We start from the raw sequence: 17,018 nt of genomic DNA, 5'->3' as shown, positions 1-17,018 counted from the left end.
TTGTGCCATTATGGCAGCGGAATGTTTCAGGTATTTGATGTCTACGTTAACGCTTTGTTAAGTCGACTGCAACCAATTCCCGTACGCCGTCTTGCGCGAGCTGCATGTCTTCCGCCTCGACCATGAGACGCAGCTTGGGCTCGGTGCCCGACGCGCGTATCAACACACGGCCGCGACCGTTGAGTTCGCGTTCGACGCGCGCTTTCGCCTCGCTCAGGCCGGGATGGGTTTCCCATTGGGTTCCGGGCTGCAGAGGCACGTTGACCATTTCCTGCGGGTACATCTTCAGGTCGCCCACCGCCTCGGCGAGGCTTTCGCCGCTGCGGCGCACCGCGGTCAGCACCTGCAGCGCGGCGATGATGCCGTCGCCGGTGGTGTGGCAGTCGAGGCACAGCAAGTGTCCCGAGCTTTCGCCGCCATACAGCCAGCCCTTTTGCAGCATGCTTTCGAGCACGTAGCGATCGCCCACCTTGGCGCGATCGAAGCCTATGCCCATGGCCTTCATGCGCTTCTCGAAGCCGAAGTTGGTCATCAGCGTGCCCACTACGCCCGCCACTTCGCCCTGTGTCAAGCGATCGCGCACGATGGCGTACAAGAGTTCGTCGCCGTTGTAGAGACGCCCGACCTGGTCCACCATCTGCAGGCGGTCGGCGTCGCCGTCGAGCGCAATGCCGATGTGGGCGCCGCGCTTCTGGACCTCTGCGGCCATGGCTTCGGGATGGAGCGCGCCCACGCCCTCGTTGATGTTGAAACCGTCGGGCTGGCAGCCGATGGGAAATACTTCGGCGCCCAGTTCGCGGAAGACGTGGGGCGCGATCTGATAGGCAGCGCCATGCGCGGCATCGACCACGATCTTCATGCCCGACAGGTCGAGTTCGTTGGGGAAGGTGCTTTTGCAGAATTCGATGTAGCGGCCCGAGGCATCGTCGATGCGCCGCGCCCGGCCCAGCGCTTCGGAGCCGACGCAGCCCAGCGGCTGGTCGATGGCCGCCTCGATCTGCTCTTCGACCTCGTCGGGCAGCTTCATGCCCTGGGCCGAGAAGAACTTGATGCCGTTGTCCTGATAGGGATTGTGCGAGGCGCTGATGACCACGCCTGCCGCCAGGCGCAGCGCGCGGGTGAGATAAGCCACCGCGGGCGTGGGCACGGGCCCCGCCAGCAGCACGTCCACACCGGCGGCCGACAGGCCCGCCTCGAGCGCCGATTCGAGCATATAGCCCGATATGCGCGTGTCCTTGCCTATGACCACCGTGGGCCGGCCGCGTATGGGGTTGTGCTGCCGGGCCAGCACCTGGCCGGCGGCATAGCCTAGGCGCAGGGCGAACTCAGGGTTGATGGTGGCACCACCGACTTCGCCTCGCACGCCGTCGGTGCCGAAATACTTGCGCTGACTCATCCGGAAACTCCGTTTTCTACTGTTTGCCAAACCTTGATGGCATCGACCGTTTGCGCCACATCATGCACGCGCACCATGGCGGCGCCGCGGGCAATGCCCGCGAGCGCCCCGGCAATGCTGCCCCCGAGGCGCTGCTCGGGCTCGCGGCCGGTGACGTGCCCTATCATCGATTTACGTGACAAGGCCACCAGCCAGGGATAATCGTCGAAGAAAAGGTCCTGCAGGCGGCGCAGGAGTTCGTAATTGTGTTCGGCGGTCTTGCCGAAGCCGAAGCCGGGATCGAGCACGACGCGCATGGGGTGCATGCCCAGCGTCCTTATGGCCTCGACGCGCTCGCGCAGGAATTCGCGCACCTCGCCCACCACGTCGTCGTAGCGGGGCGCCTGTTGCATGGTGCGCGGCTCGCCCTGCATGTGCATGATGCAAAGGCCGCAATACGACGAGGCGACGGCCTCGAGGGCGCCGGGCTGGCGAAACCCGTAGATGTCGTTGATCATGTCGGCGCCGGCGTCCAGGACGCCCCGCATCACTTCGGGCTTGAAGGTGTCGACCGAGAGCGCGGCGCCGCAGTCGCGCAGCCCTTCCAGCACCGGCAGCAGGCGGTCGATTTCTTCTTGCAGGCCCACGGGCGCCGCACCCGGGCGCGTCGATTCGGCGCCGATATCGATGATGTCGGCGCCTTCGGAGGCGAGTTTGAGGCCATGCGCGATGGCGGCGTCGGTCTCGAAGTGGCGCGATCCGTCGGAAAACGAATCGGGGGTGACGTTGAGGATTCCCATGACCAACGGGCGCTCGAGTGGGAACTCGAAGCGCCCGCAAAGCAGCTTGGCACTCATGGATGTATCACGGCAACCCGTTTCTACACAGGCGTGGCGGCGGTGCTGCCGCTGCCTCCGCCCACCGCCGGCGCGCCCGCGGGCGGCGTGGGCGAGTCGGGCGTGTCGAAGTTCTTGGGCGGACGCGGAGCGCGTCCTTCCATGATGTCGTCGATCTGGTCGGAGTCGATGGTTTCCCACTCGAGCAGCGCGGCCGCCATGGCTTCCATCTTGTCGCGATTGCCTTCGATGATGTTGCGCGCCACGGTGTACTGCTCGTCGATGATCTTGCGGATCTCCTGGTCGACCTTCTGCATTGTGGACTCGGACACGTGCGTGGTTTTGGTGACGCTGCGCCCGAGGAAGACCTCGCCTTCGTTCTCGGCGTAGACCACCGGACCGAGGGAGTCGGTCATGCCGTAGCGGGTGACGATATCGCGCGCGATGGCGGTGGCCCGCTCGAAGTCGTTGGAGGCGCCGGTGGTCATCTGGTTCATGAAGACCTCTTCGGCGATACGGCCGCCGAACAGCACCGCGATCATGTTGAGCAGGCGCTCTTTGTCCATGCTGTAGCGGTCGCCTTCGGGCAACTGCATGGTGACGCCCAGCGCCCTGCCGCGCGGAATGATGGTGACCTTGTGCACCGGGTCGGTCTTGGGCAGGCTGCGCGCCACCAGCGCATGGCCCGATTCGTGATAGGCCGTGTTGCGGCGCTCTTCTTCGGGCATGACCAGGGTGCGGCGCTCGGCACCCATGATGATTTTGTCCTTGGCCTTTTCGAAGTCGCTCATGTCGACCGTGCGGCCGTTGCGGCGCGCCGCGAACAGCGCGGCCTCGTTGACCAGGTTGGCCAGGTCGGCGCCCGAAAAGCCGGGCGTGCCGCGCGCGAGGATGAGCGGGTCGACGTTGGGCGCCAGGGGCACTTTACGCATGTGCACTTTGAGGATCTGCTCGCGGCCGCGGATATCGGGCAGCGAGACGACCACCTGGCGGTCGAAGCGGCCGGGACGCAGCAGGGCCGGGTCGAGCACGTCGGGGCGGTTGGTGGCCGCGATGACGAGTACGCCCTGCCCGGTTTCGAAACCGTCCATCTCGACCAGCAGCTGGTTCAGGGTCTGTTCGCGCTCATCGTTGCCGCCGCCCAGTCCGGCGCCGCGCTGGCGTCCGACCGCGTCGATTTCATCGATGAAGATGATGCAGGGAGCCTGCTTCTTGGCGTTTTCGAACATGTCGCGTACGCGGGCCGCGCCCACGCCGACGAACATCTCGACGAAATCGGAGCCCGAGATGCTGAAGAAAGGCACTTTGGCCTCGCCGGCGATGGCCTTGGCCAGCAGGGTCTTGCCGGTGCCCGGAGGGCCGACCAGCAGCACGCCGCGCGGGATGCGTCCGCCCAGGCGCTGGAACTTGGTGGGGTCGCGCAGGAAGTCGACCAGTTCGGTGACGTCTTCTTTGGCTTCGTCGCAGCCGGCCACGTCGGAGAAAGTGATGTTGTTGGTGTTTTCGTCCATCATGCGGGCGCGCGACTTGCCAAAGCTGAAGGCGCCGCCCTTGCCGCCACCCTGCATCTGGCGCATGAAGAAGATCCACACGCCGATGAGCAGCAGCATCGGGAACCACGAAATGAACAGGCTGGTGAGGAAGGAAGGCTCTTCGCGCGCCTTGCCCGAGACTTCGACGCCGGCCTTGACGAGTTCGGGAACCATCCAGAGGTCGCCGGGAGAGGTCAGGCTGTAGGGCCGGCCGGAATCGGGCGTGACATACAGGGTGTCGCCCTGGATGTCCACCTTGTTGATTTTGCCTGCCTGAGCGTCAGACATGAACTGGGTGTACGTTACCGTTTCGGTGGATGCGACACGGCCGTCGAACTGCTTGAACACAGTAAAGAGCACCAGCGCGATCACCATCCATATGGCAACCTTGGAAAACGAGTTGTTCAAAGCCAACCTCCTACGTAACCTCGACCTGACTCACCGCCCCGCGTCAATGGCAGCCGATCAGGCAATTGAATGATTCATTCTAACCCGACAGAACGAACATCGCTTTGATTTTCCCGGGTTTTGACCCCCCGGGCGACCAAAAATGTTTCAGACGATTTATCGCGCGAAGCCTTGGGTTTGCGCTCGACGACACGCCGGAAATTCTGTTTGAAAGATTCGACTATCTGGGAAAAGCCGCTGCCGTGAAACGCCTTCACGATGAGCGCCCCGTCGGGCTGCAGATGCTGCAGGGCAAAGTCGAGCGCCAATTCACATACGTGCTGGATGCGGGCCGAGTCGGCCGACCCCACACCTGACAAGTTGGGGGCCATGTCCGAAATCACAAGATCGACCCGGGAATCCCCAACAATTTGTTTCAACTGCTCGAGCACGGCATCTTCGCGAAAGTCGCCCTGAATGAATTCGACCCCGGCGACGGGCTCCATCGGCAGCATGTCCAGCGCAATGATGCGCCCCTGCACCGCGCCTCCGGGCCCGGCCAGGCGCTCACGCGCCACCTGCGACCAGCTTCCGGGGGCCGAGCCGAGGTCGACGACGACGTCGCCCTTGTTCATCAGCTTTTCCGTTTCGAGGATCTCGAGCAGCTTGAAGGCGGCCCGGGCCCGGTAACCCTTCTGTTGCGCCAATTTCACATACGGATCGTTGATGTGTTGCTGAATCCAGTTTTTTGAGAATTTTTTCTTGGCCATTCCCGTACAATTCCACTATGCCCAAACTCGACATTACATCCCAAGAGCGCAGCGCTCTGCGCGCCGCCGCCCACCCGCTGCATCCCGTCGTCATGATCGGCGACAAGGGCCTGACTCCGGCCGTTCTCAAAGAAATCGACCTCAACCTCAAAGCCCATCAGCTCATCAAGATAAGGGTCAATGGCCAAGAGCGCGCCGAACGCGACGCCACCCTGGAAACCATTTGCGACGCCCTGTCGTGCGCCGCCGTGCATCACCTGGGCAAGACCTTGATCGTCTACCGGCCCGACGCCGAAAAAGCCCAGGCCGAAGCGCAGGCCCGCAACGCCACGCGCGCTCAGCGCAAACCCTCCGAGCCCTATGTATCCAAAAAACAGGCGGCCTCGGGCGCCAAGCCGGCTCGCAAGAGCCCCCGCAAACCGGCTTCCGAAACAGCTTCGGGCGCTCGGCGTGCGGCGCAAGCCCCCGCTGCGGCCCACGGCATCCCGCGCCGCGCCGCGGGCAGCGCCCTGACCCTGCGCGCCGGCGTGCGCCGCGGCAAAGCCGCGGATACCCGCAAGCGATAAGCCTGCACCTATGCCGCCATGGCGGCATAGGTTGCAAGCGCGGCCTTAAAACAATAAAGCCCTACACGCATTCGTGTGGGCTTTTTTTTGCCCCGGGCCGTTGTGCCCGCCGGGCCTTGGCATGAATGCCAGAACATACCGACCGCGGCCGGCTATTTTACACGTCCGAAAGCCTGGCTTTGCGAACGCGGCCGCGCTGCCGGCGGTCAAATATAGCTGATGCCGACGATTTCGTACTCGCGTATGCCGGCCGGCGCCTTGACTTCGACCACGTCGCCTTCGGATTTTCCGATGAGCGCACGGGCCACGGGACTGGAGACGGAAATGCGGTTGGCGCGGATGTCGGCCTCGGCATCGCCCACGATCTGGTAGCTAAGGCGCTCGCCCGATTCGAGGTCTTCGATTTCGACGGTAGCCCCGAACACGGCCGTGCCGTCGACGTCCAGCGCGGTGGGATCGATGATTTGGGCATTGGAAAGCGTGCCTTCGAGTTCCTGTATGCGGCCTTCGACGAAGGCCTGGCGTTCGCGCGCGGCCTCGTATTCGGCGTTTTCGGACAGGTCGCCCTGAGCCCGCGCCTCGGCGATGGCATTGATGACGTCGGGGCGCTCGACGGTTTTCAAGCGATGCAGTTCTTGTTGCAAGCGTTCAGCGCCGCTTGCTGTCAATGGTATGGCAGCCATGGTGTTCCTGAATGAAAGTAAAAAGACGCTCCGCAACGAGGGAGCGCCTCTGGTAAAGAGCGCCGGCGACAGAACGTTACCGGCAATCAGTAAGAAGGATGTTGGTTTCTTGAGCTGACTCTTTAACTATGAAAACAACGAGTTTTTATGATTTAAAGCAAAACCCCGGCTCTCCTGAACCGGGGGTGCATGAGTTATTGTCGGCAAAGTCGGCGTAAATTGCAAGCCCCCTTTGCCGGCCATTATTCCGGGCTCAGGGGCGCGCGCGGCGCGCGCTCAGGAGGGCATGCAGAATGATGGCGCCGAAGGTGGCGGTGCCGATGCCGTCCAGCTTGAAGGCGCCGAACTGGATGGAGAAATTGCCGGCTCCCAGCACCAGGGTGACGGCCGCGACGATGAGATTACGGTTGTCGCTGAAATCGACCTGGTTCACCACCCAGATGCGCGCGCCCGCCACGGCGATGAGGCCGAACACTACGACCGACATGCCGCCCAGCACCGGACCGGGAATCAGCTGGATCAGCGCCCCGAACTTGGGCGAGAATCCCAGCAGGATGGCGATGCAGGCCGCCACCACGAAGACCAGCGAGGAATAGATGCGCGTAACCGTCATGACGCCGATGTTCTCGGCATAGGTGGTGACCCCCGTGCCGCCCACCGCACCCGACACCATGGTGGCCACGCCGTCGCCGACGAAGGCGCGGCCCAGGTAGACGTCCAGATTGCGGCCCGTCATGGCGCTGACTGCCTTGATGTGGCCCAGGTTCTCGGCCACGAGGATGATGGCCACCGGGGCGATGACACTGATGGCATGGACATTGAACACGGGGCTGGCGAAGTGCGGCAGGCCGAGCCAGGGAGCGGCCGCCACGCCGCTGAAGTCCAGCGGCTTGCCCAGTCCCAGGCCGTTGGTCAGCGCGGCGTAGAGGACGCAGGACAGCAGCAGGCCCACCAGTATCAGCAGGCGCTGGGTGGTGCCGCGGGCATAGACGCCGATGCCGCCCACGCACAGCACGGTCAGCAGCGCCATGAGCGCTTCGAAGGTGCTGCCGCCCATGGCCCCCTTGGCGGCGATGGGCGCCAGGTTCAGGCCGATGACGGCGACGATGGCGCCGGTCACCACGGGCGGCATGAGCCGGTCTATCCACTGGGCGCCGTCGCCCGAGCGCGCGTTCATCCACCACACCACCAGGCCGATCAGCGTGTACACCAGGCCGCAGATGATGATGGCGCCCAGGGCAAGGCCGATGTTGGCATTGGGGCCGGCCCCGGCATAGCCGGTGACCGCGATGACGCCGCCGATGAAGGCGAAGCTGGACCCCAGGTAGCTGGGCACCCGCCCCCCGACGAAGAGAAAGAAGATCAGGGTGCCGATGCCCGACATCAATATGGCGACATTGGGGTCGAAGCCCATCAGCAGCGGCGCCAGGATGGTGGAGCCGAACATGGCGACGACGTGCTGGGCGCCCATGGCCAGGCTTTGCGGCGCCGACAAGTATTCGTCGGGCTGCACCACCATGTTGTCGGCCTTGCTCAGTACCGGCTTCCAGCGGGGGAAATAGGATTGCGACATTGACGATGCCTTATTGATTATTGATTGAGGGTCCAGCGCTGGGGCAAGAGTGTACGCGCAGGCCCGTCCGGTGCGCAAGGGCGATGTCCGGACAAAAAATGGCCCCCCACGCCACGCAGGCTGCGCCTGCTTGCTGCCCCCCAAAGGGGCTTTTTTGCCTTTGGACGGCCCGGCGGCAAAAAAAACGGCGGCAGCGCCGCCGTTCCCTTAACGAAGATACTCGCCCGCGCTGCTCAATGCAGCGTGGCGTGCAGCTCCTGCAGAGGGTAGACCTTCAGGCCGCCGCCATGGCGCAGATACTGCAGGCCTTCGACAGCCGCCCTCGCCCCCGAGATGGTGGTGAAGAAGGTCAGCCGCGACTGCAGGGCGTTGGTGCGGATCAGGCGCGAATCGGCGATGGCGTTGCGGCGCTCTTCGACCGTATTGATGACCAGGGAGATTTCCCGGTTCTTGATCATGTCGACGATATGAGGCCGGCTTTCGGTCACCTTGTTGACCACCTGAACCGCCAGGCCGGCGGCCTCGATGGCCGCCGCCGTGCCGCGCGTGGCGACCACGGTGAAGCCCAGGGCGATGAGCCCGCGGGCCACTTCGACGGCGCGCGGCTTGTCCTGGTCGCGCACGCTGATGAAGGCCACGCCCGACTCGGGCAGCGCGACGCCCGCGGCAAGCTGGGACTTGACGAAGGCTTCGCCGAAGCTTTCGCCCACACCCATGACTTCGCCCGTGGATTTCATTTCGGGGCCCAGAATGGTGTCGACCCCCGGGAATTTCACAAAGGGGAAGACCGCTTCCTTGACCGAGAAGTAGTGAGGCACGACCTGCTTGACGACGCCCTGGGATTCGAGCGTGCTGCCCGCCATGACCCGGGCGGCGATCTTGGCCAGCTGAAGGCCGGTCGCCTTGGACACGAAGGGTACGGTGCGCGAAGCGCGGGGGTTGACTTCCAGCACGTAGACGTCGCCGTTCTGGATGGCGAACTGCACGTTCATCAGGCCCTTGACGTTCAGCGCCCGGGCCATCAGCGTGGTCTGGCGCTCGATCTCGGCAATGGTGTCGTCCGACAGCGAATACGGCGGCAGGCTGCATGCCGAGTCGCCGGAGTGCACGCCCGCCTGTTCGATGTGTTCCATGACGCCGCCGATGAAGACGATTTCGCCGTCGGCGATGCAATCGACGTCGACTTCGGTGGCGTTATTCAGGAAGTGATCCAGCAGCACGGGCGAATCGTTGCTGACCTTGACCGCCTCGCGCATATAGCGTTCGAGATCCTGGGGCTCGTGCACGATCTCCATGGCGCGGCCGCCCAGCACATAGCTGGGCCGCACGACGAGCGGGTAGCCGATTTCGGCGGCATGCGCCATGGCCTCGCCCTCGGTGCGCGCGGTGCGGTTGGGCGGCTGGCGCAGACCCAGCTTGTTGAGCAGCTTCTGGAAGCGCTCGCGGTCTTCGGCCACGTCGATGGACTCGGGGCTGGTGCCGATGATGGGCACGCCATTGGCCTCGAGCGCGCGCGCCAGCTTGAGCGGAGTCTGTCCGCCGTATTGCACGATCATGCCGGCCGGGTTTTCTTTGTGCACGATCTCGAGCACGTCCTCGAGCGTGAGCGGTTCGAAATAGAGGCGGTCGGACGTGTCGTAGTCGGTGGACACCGTCTCGGGGTTGCAGTTGATCATGATGGTTTCGAAACCATCTTCGCGCAGGGCCAGCGCGGCATGCACGCAGCAGTAGTCGAATTCGATGCCCTGCCCGATGCGGTTCGGCCCCCCGCCCAGCACGACGATTTTCTTGCGGTCGGTGGGCGCGGCCTCGCACTCGTCCTCGTAGGTGGAGTACATGTAGGCCGTCTTGGTGGGGAATTCGGCGGCGCAGGTGTCGACGCGCTTGTAGACAGGGCGCACGCCCAGCGCATGGCGCAGCTTGCGGAATTCGGATTCGGAGGTGTCCAGCAGGAAGGCCAGGCGGCGGTCGGAGAAGCCGCGGCGCTTGAGCTGCCACACGGTGTCGCGGTCGAGGTCGGCCAGCGTTTTCTGCTCGAGGGCCAGCTCGATGTCGACGATTTCTTTGATCTGCGCCAGGAACCAGGGGTCGATGTGGGTGAGGCTGTGCACCTCTTCGAGGCTGAAGCCCTGCGCAAAAGCATCGCCCACGTACCAGATGCGCTCGGGACCGGGTTCGCCCAGCTCGACCTGCAGCTTCTCGCGGTCGGTGGTTTTCTGGTTGAGGCCGTCCACGCCCACCTCGAGCCCGCGCAGGGCTTTCTGGAAGGATTCCTGGAAGCTGCGGCCGATGGCCATGACCTCGCCCACCGACTTCATCTGGGTGGTCAGGCGCGAATCTGCCTGGGGGAATTTCTCGAAGGCGAAGCGCGGCACCTTGGTGACGACATAGTCGATGGTGGGCTCGAAGGACGCCGGCGTGGCCCCCCCGGTGATCTCGTTCTTGAGCTCATCGAGCGTATAGCCCACCGCCAGGCGCGCCGCCACCTTGGCAATGGGAAAGCCGGTGGCCTTGGAGGCCAGGGCCGACGAACGCGACACACGCGGGTTCATCTCGATGACGATCATGCGGCCGTTGTCCGGGTTGACCGCGAACTGCACGTTCGAGCCGCCGGTGTCGACGCCGATCTCGCGCAGCACCGCGATCGAGGCGTTGCGCATGATTTGATATTCTTTGTCGGTAAGCGTCTGGGCCGGCGCGACGGTGATGGAGTCGCCCGTATGCACGCCCATGGGGTCCAGGTTCTCGATCGAGCAGACGATGATGCAGTTGTCGACGCAGTCGCGCACGACCTCCATCTCGAATTCTTTCCAGCCCAGCAAAGACTCTTCGATCAGCAGTTCGTTGGTGGGCGAGGCCTCGAGCCCGCGGCGGCAGATCACCTCGAACTCTTCCTGGTTGTAGGCAATGCCGCCCCCCGTGCCGCCCAGCGTGAAGCTGGGGCGGATCACCACCGGAAAGCCGGCCGAGCGGGTTTCTTCGGCGATGCGCTTCTGCACCGCCCAGGCTTCGTCCATGGAGTGCGCCACGCCCGACTTGGCCGACTCCAGGCCGATTTCGGTCATGGCCTGCTTGAACTTCTGGCGGTCTTCGGCCTTGTCGATGGCGGTGGCGTTGGCGCCGATCATTTCGACCCCGTGCTTTTCGAGCACGCCGTGGCGCGCCAGGTCGAGCGCGCAGTTGAGCGCGGTTTGCCCGCCCATGGTCGGCAGCAGGGCATCGGGCTTTTCGCGCTCGATGATTTTTTCTACGGCCTGCCAGGTGATGGGCTCGATATAGGTGACGTCGGCCGTTTCCGGGTCGGTCATGATGGTGGCCGGATTGCTGTTGACCAGAACGGTACGGTAGCCCTCGGCCTTGAGGGCCTTGCACGCCTGCGCGCCGGAATAATCGAATTCGCAGGCCTGTCCGATGACGATGGGCCCCGCGCCGATGATGAGTATGCTTTTTATGTCTGTACGCTTTGGCATGGTGCTGAATTACTTTTTCTGGGCCATGAGGCTGATGAATTTGTCGAAGAGCACGACGATGTCGTGCGGGCCCGGGCTGGCCTCGGGGTGGCCCTGAAAGCAGAAGGCAGGCGCGTCGGTCAGCTCGAAGCCCTGCAGGGTGCCGTCGAACAGCGACACGTGCGTGACGCGGGCATTGCCCGGCAGCGACTCGCCATCGACGTTGAAGCCGTGGTTCTGGCTGGTGATGAACACCCGGCCGGTGTCGAGCTCGTGCACCGGGTGATTGGCGCCGTGATGGCCGGTCTTCATCTTGACGGTCTTGCCGCCCACGGCCAGGCCGATGATCTGCTGGCCCAGGCAGATGCCGAACAGGGGAATCTTGCGCTCGATGGCCGCCCGCGCGGTTTCGATGGCGTAGTCGCAGGGCTCGGGGTCGCCCGGCCCGTTCGACAGGAAGATGCCGTCGGGATGGAGCGCCAGCACCTCGTCGACCGGCGTCTGCGCCGGCACCACGGTGATGCGGCAGCCGCGGTCGGCGAGCAGGCGCAATATATTCGACTTGATGCCGAAATCGTAGGCCACCACGTGGTGTTCGCCGGAACCGATTTGCGCAAAGCCCGAGCCCAGCTTCCAGGTGCCCTCGCTCCAGGACTCTATGCTCTTGATGGACACGGTGCGGGCCAGGTCCTGCCCGGCCATGCCGGGAAAGCCGCGCGCCAGTTCGACCGCCTTCTGCTCGTCTTCGCCGACGAGGATGCAGGCGCCCTGGGCGCCGCTGTCGCGCAGAATGCGCGTAAGCTTGCGGGTGTCGACGCCCGAAATGGCCACGATGCCCTGCTGCTTCAGGTAGGCGGGCAGCGACATGGTGGCGCGAAAACTCGATACGCGCAGCGAACAGTCGCGCACGACGAGCCCCGCGGCATGGACGCGCGTGGATTCGACGTCTTCGGCATTGATGCCGGTATTGCCGATGTGCGGATAAGTAAGCGTGACGATCTGGCCGCTATAGCTGGGATCGGTGAGGATCTCTTGATAGCCCGTCATGGAAGTGTTGAAGACGACCTCGGCGACGGTATGTCCATCTGCGCCGATGGAGACGCCCTTGAAGATGGTACCGTCCGCCAAGGCCAGAATTGCGGGAGGAGTCGAATCAGACCCCTCGGGTAGTAGTGACGGTAGCAACGCTAAACCCCGGTTATAAAGTCAGTAAGTAAACCCTCCAATTATACTTGAGTTGCGGGCGACCCTCAGCGCCGCTTCGCGCTTTGCACCTATACTATAGGGGTGCCCGACCAGGGATGATGCCCAACGCTGAAAGAAGACCCCATCCATGTCCAATCAACTCGAAGCCCTGCGCCAATACACCACCGTCGTCGCCGACACCGGCGATTTCGAGGCGATGCAGGTGCATCGCCCCACCGACGCCACGACCAACCCTTCGCTGATCCTCAAGGCGGTACAGAAGGACGCCTACCGGCCCCTGCTGGAGCGCACGGTCACCGACCACCCCGGCGCGCCGCTGCAAGAGCTGGTCGACCGGCTGCTGGTGGCCTTCGGCCGCGAAATTCTCAAGATCGTGCCCGGCCGCGTCTCCACCGAAGTCGACGCGCGGCTCTCCTTCGATACCAAGGCCACAGTCATCCGCGCGCGGCAAATCATCGAGCTGTACAGGCTGGCCGGCATCCCGCGCGAACGCGTCCTGATCAAGATCGCCTCTACCTGGGAAGGCATCCAGGCGGCCAAGGCTCTGCAGGCCGAAGGCATCGCCTGCAACCTCACCCTGCTGTTTTCACTGGCCCAGGCCGTTGCCTGCGCCCAGGCCAAGGTGCGCCTCATCTCGCCTTTCGTCGGCCGCATCTACGACTGGCACAAAAAGGCCGCCGGCGGGCAATGGGACGAAGCCGCCAACGCGGGCGCCTCCGACCCCGGCGTGCAGTCGGTGCGCAGCATCTACCGCTATTACAAGGCTCACGGCATTCCCACCGAAATCATGGGCGCCAGCTTCCGCAACATCGGCCAGATCCGCGCGCTGGCCGGCTGCGACCTGCTTACCATCAGTCCCGAACTGCTGGGCGAACTGGCAGCCGGCACCGAACCGCTCGCCCGCCAGCTCGACCCGAGCACCGCGGTGCAAAACCCGCCCGAGCGCATCGTGATGGACGAAGTGCTGTTCCGCACCACGCTCAATATGGACGCCATGGCCAGCGATAAACTGGGCGAAGGCATCCGCATCTTCTCGGCGGACGCGGCCAAGCTCGACGCCCTCATCGAGCAGGTGCGGGTGGGGGCTTCGGCTGATACGGTGTAAAGACAGGGCTCAGAGCAGCGAGCGGCGCCCAAAAATACGGGCCCGCCCTACGCCGGCTCAGGAACTCAATTTCTGGAAAACTCAAGAACTGCGCCGCTCCATCAGCGCCCAGGCGATGGTGCCCGCGTCCACGTATTCCAGCTCGCTGCCCGCGGGCACGCCCCGCGCCAGGCGCGATACCGCCAAACCCTGCGAGCGCAATGATTCAGCCAGATAGTGGGCCGTGGTCTCGCCCTCGGCGGTGAAGTTGGTGGCCAGGATCACCTCGCGCACCTCGCCGTCGCAGGCCCGCTTGATCAGCCGGTCGAACTGCAATTCGGCCGGCCCCACTCCCTCGAGCGGCGCCAGCCGCCCCATCAACACATAGTACAGCCCCTTGTATCCGTGGCTGGACTCGATCATGTTCTGGTCCGCCGGCGTCTCGACCACGCACAGCAGGGAAGCGTCACGCTTGGGGTTGGCGCAGACCGGGCATATCGCCTCGTCCGAAAAGCCATTGCAGCGCTCGCAATGGCGCAGATCACGCACCGCGTCGCCCAAGGCCGCGGCCAGGCGCTCGGCCCCTGCCACATCGTGCTGAAGCATGTGGTAGGCCATGCGGCGCGCCGAACGCACACCGACGCCCGGCAGGCGGCGCAAGGCCTCGATGAGCGCCTTCAGCGGCTCGGGTTCGGGCAGCGTGGAGGACATCGATCAGAAAGGCAGCTTCATTCCCGGAGGCAGGGGCATTCCGGCCGTCACCGACGACATCTTTTCCTGCGCCGTCGCTTCGGCCTTGCGCAGCGCATCGTTGACCGCGGCCGCGAGGAGGTCTTCCAGCATGTCCTTGTCTTCTTCGAGCAGGGTGGGATCGATGGCCACGCGCTTGACGTCGTTGCGGCAGGTCATGGTGACCTTGACCAGCCCGCCGCCCGAAGCGCCCTCGACGAGGATGTCGGCCAGCGCCTCTTGCGCCTTCTTCATGTTTTCCTGCATCTGCTGCGCCTGGCGCATCAGTCCGGCAATCTGTCCTTTCATCATGAGCGTATTTCCTGTGTAGAGTAATGAATCGCGCCGGCCGGCGCTATGCGGCCCTGTTGTCGTACATGGCCCGCACCGAGCCTGGAATGAGCTGGGCGCCGAATTCGTCGATGAGGGCCCGCACGAAGGGATCTTCCTGCACGGCCTGTTCGGCCTGTTTCTGTCGCGCCGCCCTTTCGGCCTGCGCCACGGCGTGTGCGGTTTCCTCGCCCGTGGCGCCGAATTCCACGTCCAACTGCACGACCGTGCCGAAATGCTCGGACAGCACGGTGCGCAGGCGCTGCCTGCCCGCCGTCGCCGCCAGGGTGCGCACGGCGACGCGCAGCCGGATCTGGTCGTCTTGCACGCCGAGCCATTCGCTCTGGCGCGCCAGTTCGGCCGCCAGGCCGGTGACCGGCAGTTTCGCCGCCAGGGCGGGCCATGCCTTGGCCGTCATCTGCGCGAGGCGCGGCGAACGGATCCTGGGGCGCTCGGCCTCGAAAAGGGGCGTGTCGGGCACCCATTGCACAGCGGCGTCATGGCTCGCCCCCGAATCGTCGTCAGCAGGCATGAAAGAACTGTCGGCGCCGCCGGCGAGAAACTCGTCCGCCGCATCGTCGGCCATGCCGTAGGGTTCGAATTGCGCAGCTTCGGCATCGGGCGGAATGTCTTCCCAGGCGGGGACATCGTCCGGCGGCGACGGCGCCGCGGCCTCGGCGGCGCGCGCCGGCTGGACTGTTTCGGCCGTCGCCCGGTCCCGCGCCGCACCCATCGGCGCGCTCGCTGGAGACGCTGTCTCGGCCGGAGCCTGGATATCCGGCGGCGAAGCGTCCTGTATCGAACCCTGTGGCGCTGCAGGACTTGCCGCCGGCGCCCGCGGCTCGGGTTCGGCGGGGACATGGGCAGGCTGCTGTCCGTCCTGCAGAGCGGGTCCGCCACGCGCGCTATCAGCAGGAGCCGGAGTCGGCGCGCCACCCGATAGGGGCGCGGGCGAAGGAGCGATAACCGGAGCCTGCGCAGCGCCCGTGACGGACGCGGATCCCGTGACGGATTCAGAAGGTGCAGCTTCAGGAGACGAGGCGGATGCTGACGCGGAGCCGACAGGCGCACTGGCGGGCGCGCTGGCGGACACCGCCTCGCCGGCAGATTTTGCGCCAAGCGGCGTCGCGCCGGCGGAGTGGCCGCCGGAGGGCGCGCGCCCCGAGCCGCCGGGGTCGTCGGACTGCGCCTTGGGCGCAAGCGCCAGCATGCGCAGGCAGGCCATGACGAAGCCCGCGTATTCGTCGGGCGCCAAGGCCAGTTCGTTGCGGCTGTGCACGGCCACCGAATAGAACAGCTGGACGAGATCCGGGTGCATCGCGCCGGCCAGCTCGACAATGGCGTCGGCCATGGGCTCGGCCGGATCGAGCGCGCCGGGAATGCGCTGCTGGATGGCCACGCGGGACAGCAATATCGCCAGATCGGCCAGGGCGCCCGAATAGGACAGCCCCCGGGTGGCGAGCTCGTCGGCTACCCGCAGCACCTCGGCCCCGCTGCCGGCCGCCAGGGCGTGCAGCAGCCGCGCGAGATAGCGTTGATCGATGGTGCCCAGCATGCCCTGCATGGCCTCGACAGTGAGGTCTCCCGCGCTATAGGCGATGGCCTGGTCGGTCAGGGACAGGGCGTCGCGCATCGAACCCGACGCCGCCTGGGCGAGCAGCCGCAGCGCCGGCGCCTGAAACGGGATGCCCTCCTGCGCCAGCACCTCTTGCAGATGCGACACGATGGACTCGGCCGTCATTTGCTTGAGATTGAACTGCAGGCAGCGCGACAGGACGGTGACGGGAATTTTTTGCGGGTCGGTGGTGGCCAGGATGAACTTGACGTGCGCCGGAGGCTCTTCGAGCGTCTTGAGCATGGCGTTGAACGCATGCCCCGTCAGCATGTGGACTTCGTCGATCATGTAGACCTTGAAGCGGCCCGAGCTGGGCGCGTACACGGCCTGTTCGAGCAACTGGGTCATTTCGTCCACGCCGCGGTTGGACGCCGCATCGAGCTCGAGGTAGTCGACGAAGCGCCCCGCGTCGATCTCGACGCAGGCGCGGCACTTGCCGCAAGGCGTGGCCGTGATGCCGTCCTCGCAGTTGAGCGACTTGGCGAGAATGCGCGAGAGCGTTGTCTTTCCCACCCCGCGGGTGCCCGTGAAGAGCCAGGCATGATGCAGGCGCTGGGTCGCCAGGGCATGGGTCAGCGCGCGGACCACGTGGTCCTGCCCAACCAGGGTATCGAAGGAACGCGGCCGCCATTTGCGCGCCAGCACCAGATATGTCATGCAGGAAGACCCGTATCAGAAGGCGATCGGAAGGCAAAAGAAAAGTGTACCGGATTCGACACGGCTTGAGGCACTGGCGGACGGCCGCCGGAAACAGGGCGGCGAGCCTGGCTTCGGCACTGATCCTGAGCGACTATGGCTGCTTCGTTCCCGACCTGACCAGGTTTGCCGCCGGACCATGCGAAGGGGCCCGCCAAGTAGGAGTTTAACAGGAGTTGCACCGGCC

The 17,018-nt window shown here is 64.9% G+C and carries 13 protein-coding genes and 1 other RNA gene; 2 read left to right on the top strand and 12 right to left on the bottom strand.

Features of this window, described 5'->3' with window-relative positions:
• Nucleotides 1-46 precede the first annotated feature (46 nt).
• From glmM to CSC67_RS07510, 4 genes are all read right to left on the bottom strand, one after another.
• A complete protein-coding gene (glmM, locus tag CSC67_RS07525) occupies nt 47-1,396 on the bottom strand; it encodes a phosphoglucosamine mutase (RefSeq protein ID WP_118993913.1) in 1,350 nt (449 codons plus the stop codon).
• Nucleotides 1,393-2,232: a dihydropteroate synthase gene (gene folP, locus CSC67_RS07520; protein WP_118993912.1), complete on the bottom strand. Its 840-nt coding sequence runs from the start codon at nt 2,230-2,232 to the stop codon at nt 1,393-1,395. The genes glmM and folP overlap by 4 nt, the downstream gene beginning before the upstream one ends.
• Before the next feature lie 23 nt (nt 2,233-2,255).
• Nucleotides 2,256-4,151, bottom strand: coding sequence for an ATP-dependent zinc metalloprotease FtsH (ftsH, locus tag CSC67_RS07515; protein WP_118993911.1), 1,896 nt, complete (start codon nt 4,149-4,151; stop codon nt 2,256-2,258).
• A 74-nt stretch (nt 4,152-4,225) separates the two neighbouring features.
• Nucleotides 4,226-4,900, bottom strand: coding sequence for an RlmE family RNA methyltransferase (locus CSC67_RS07510; RefSeq protein ID WP_118993910.1), 675 nt, complete (start codon nt 4,898-4,900; stop codon nt 4,226-4,228).
• A gap of 17 nt (nt 4,901-4,917) precedes the next feature.
• Here CSC67_RS07510 and CSC67_RS07505 point away from each other — a divergent pair, with 17 nt between their 5' ends.
• Nucleotides 4,918-5,466, top strand: a complete 549-nt coding sequence (locus CSC67_RS07505) for a YhbY family RNA-binding protein (RefSeq protein ID WP_118993909.1) — start codon at nt 4,918-4,920, stop codon at nt 5,464-5,466.
• A 206-nt stretch (nt 5,467-5,672) separates the two neighbouring features.
• Here the strand turns inward: CSC67_RS07505 and greA are convergent, their stop codons facing one another.
• From greA to carA, 4 genes are all read right to left on the bottom strand, one after another.
• Nucleotides 5,673-6,149 carry a transcription elongation factor GreA gene (greA, locus tag CSC67_RS07500; RefSeq protein WP_118993908.1) on the bottom strand — a complete coding sequence of 159 codons (477 nt, stop codon included), beginning with the start codon at nt 6,147-6,149 and terminating at the stop codon, nt 5,673-5,675.
• A gap of 253 nt (nt 6,150-6,402) precedes the next feature.
• Nucleotides 6,403-7,722, bottom strand: a complete 1,320-nt coding sequence (locus CSC67_RS07495; RefSeq protein WP_118993907.1) for a solute carrier family 23 protein — start codon at nt 7,720-7,722, stop codon at nt 6,403-6,405.
• Between the two features lie 233 nt (nt 7,723-7,955).
• Nucleotides 7,956-11,192 (bottom strand): carbamoyl-phosphate synthase large subunit, encoded by a 3,237-nt coding sequence (carB, locus tag CSC67_RS07490; RefSeq protein ID WP_118993906.1) that lies wholly within the window; start codon nt 11,190-11,192, stop codon nt 7,956-7,958.
• Nucleotides 11,193-11,201: 9 nt separating this feature from the next.
• The gene (gene carA / locus CSC67_RS07485) at nt 11,202-12,356 is read right to left on the bottom strand and encodes a glutamine-hydrolyzing carbamoyl-phosphate synthase small subunit (protein ID WP_167752795.1); all 1,155 of its coding nucleotides are present in this window, start codon (nt 12,354-12,356) and stop codon (nt 11,202-11,204) included.
• Nucleotides 12,357-12,504: 148 nt separating this feature from the next.
• Here carA and tal point away from each other — a divergent pair, with 148 nt between their 5' ends.
• Nucleotides 12,505-13,482, top strand: coding sequence for a transaldolase (gene tal / locus CSC67_RS07480; protein ID WP_118993904.1), 978 nt, complete (start codon nt 12,505-12,507; stop codon nt 13,480-13,482).
• Between the two features lie 81 nt (nt 13,483-13,563).
• Here tal and recR read toward each other — a convergent pair whose 3' ends face one another.
• The 4 genes from recR to ffs form a co-directional block, all read right to left on the bottom strand.
• Nucleotides 13,564-14,172, bottom strand: a complete 609-nt coding sequence (gene recR / locus CSC67_RS07475) for a recombination mediator RecR (RefSeq protein ID WP_118993903.1) — start codon at nt 14,170-14,172, stop codon at nt 13,564-13,566.
• A 3-nt stretch (nt 14,173-14,175) separates the two neighbouring features.
• Nucleotides 14,176-14,502: a YbaB/EbfC family nucleoid-associated protein gene (locus CSC67_RS07470; protein ID WP_118993902.1), complete on the bottom strand. Its 327-nt coding sequence runs from the start codon at nt 14,500-14,502 to the stop codon at nt 14,176-14,178.
• A 43-nt stretch (nt 14,503-14,545) separates the two neighbouring features.
• Complete coding sequence (locus CSC67_RS07465; RefSeq protein WP_118993901.1) at nt 14,546-16,792, bottom strand: DNA polymerase III subunit gamma/tau; 2,247 nt, start codon at nt 16,790-16,792, stop codon at nt 14,546-14,548.
• 97 nt (nt 16,793-16,889) lie between these two features.
• An RNA gene (ffs, locus tag CSC67_RS07460) (signal recognition particle sRNA small type) lies at nt 16,890-16,987 on the bottom strand.
• Between the last annotated feature and the right edge of the window lie 31 nt (nt 16,988-17,018).

It is taken from the genome of Pusillimonas caeni (assembly GCF_003545815.1).
GTDB lineage: Bacteria > Pseudomonadota > Gammaproteobacteria > Burkholderiales > Burkholderiaceae_B > Pusillimonas > Pusillimonas caeni.
Note: the sequence above shows the minus strand (reverse complement) of the source record. Positions and strands in the feature narration are given on the sequence as shown.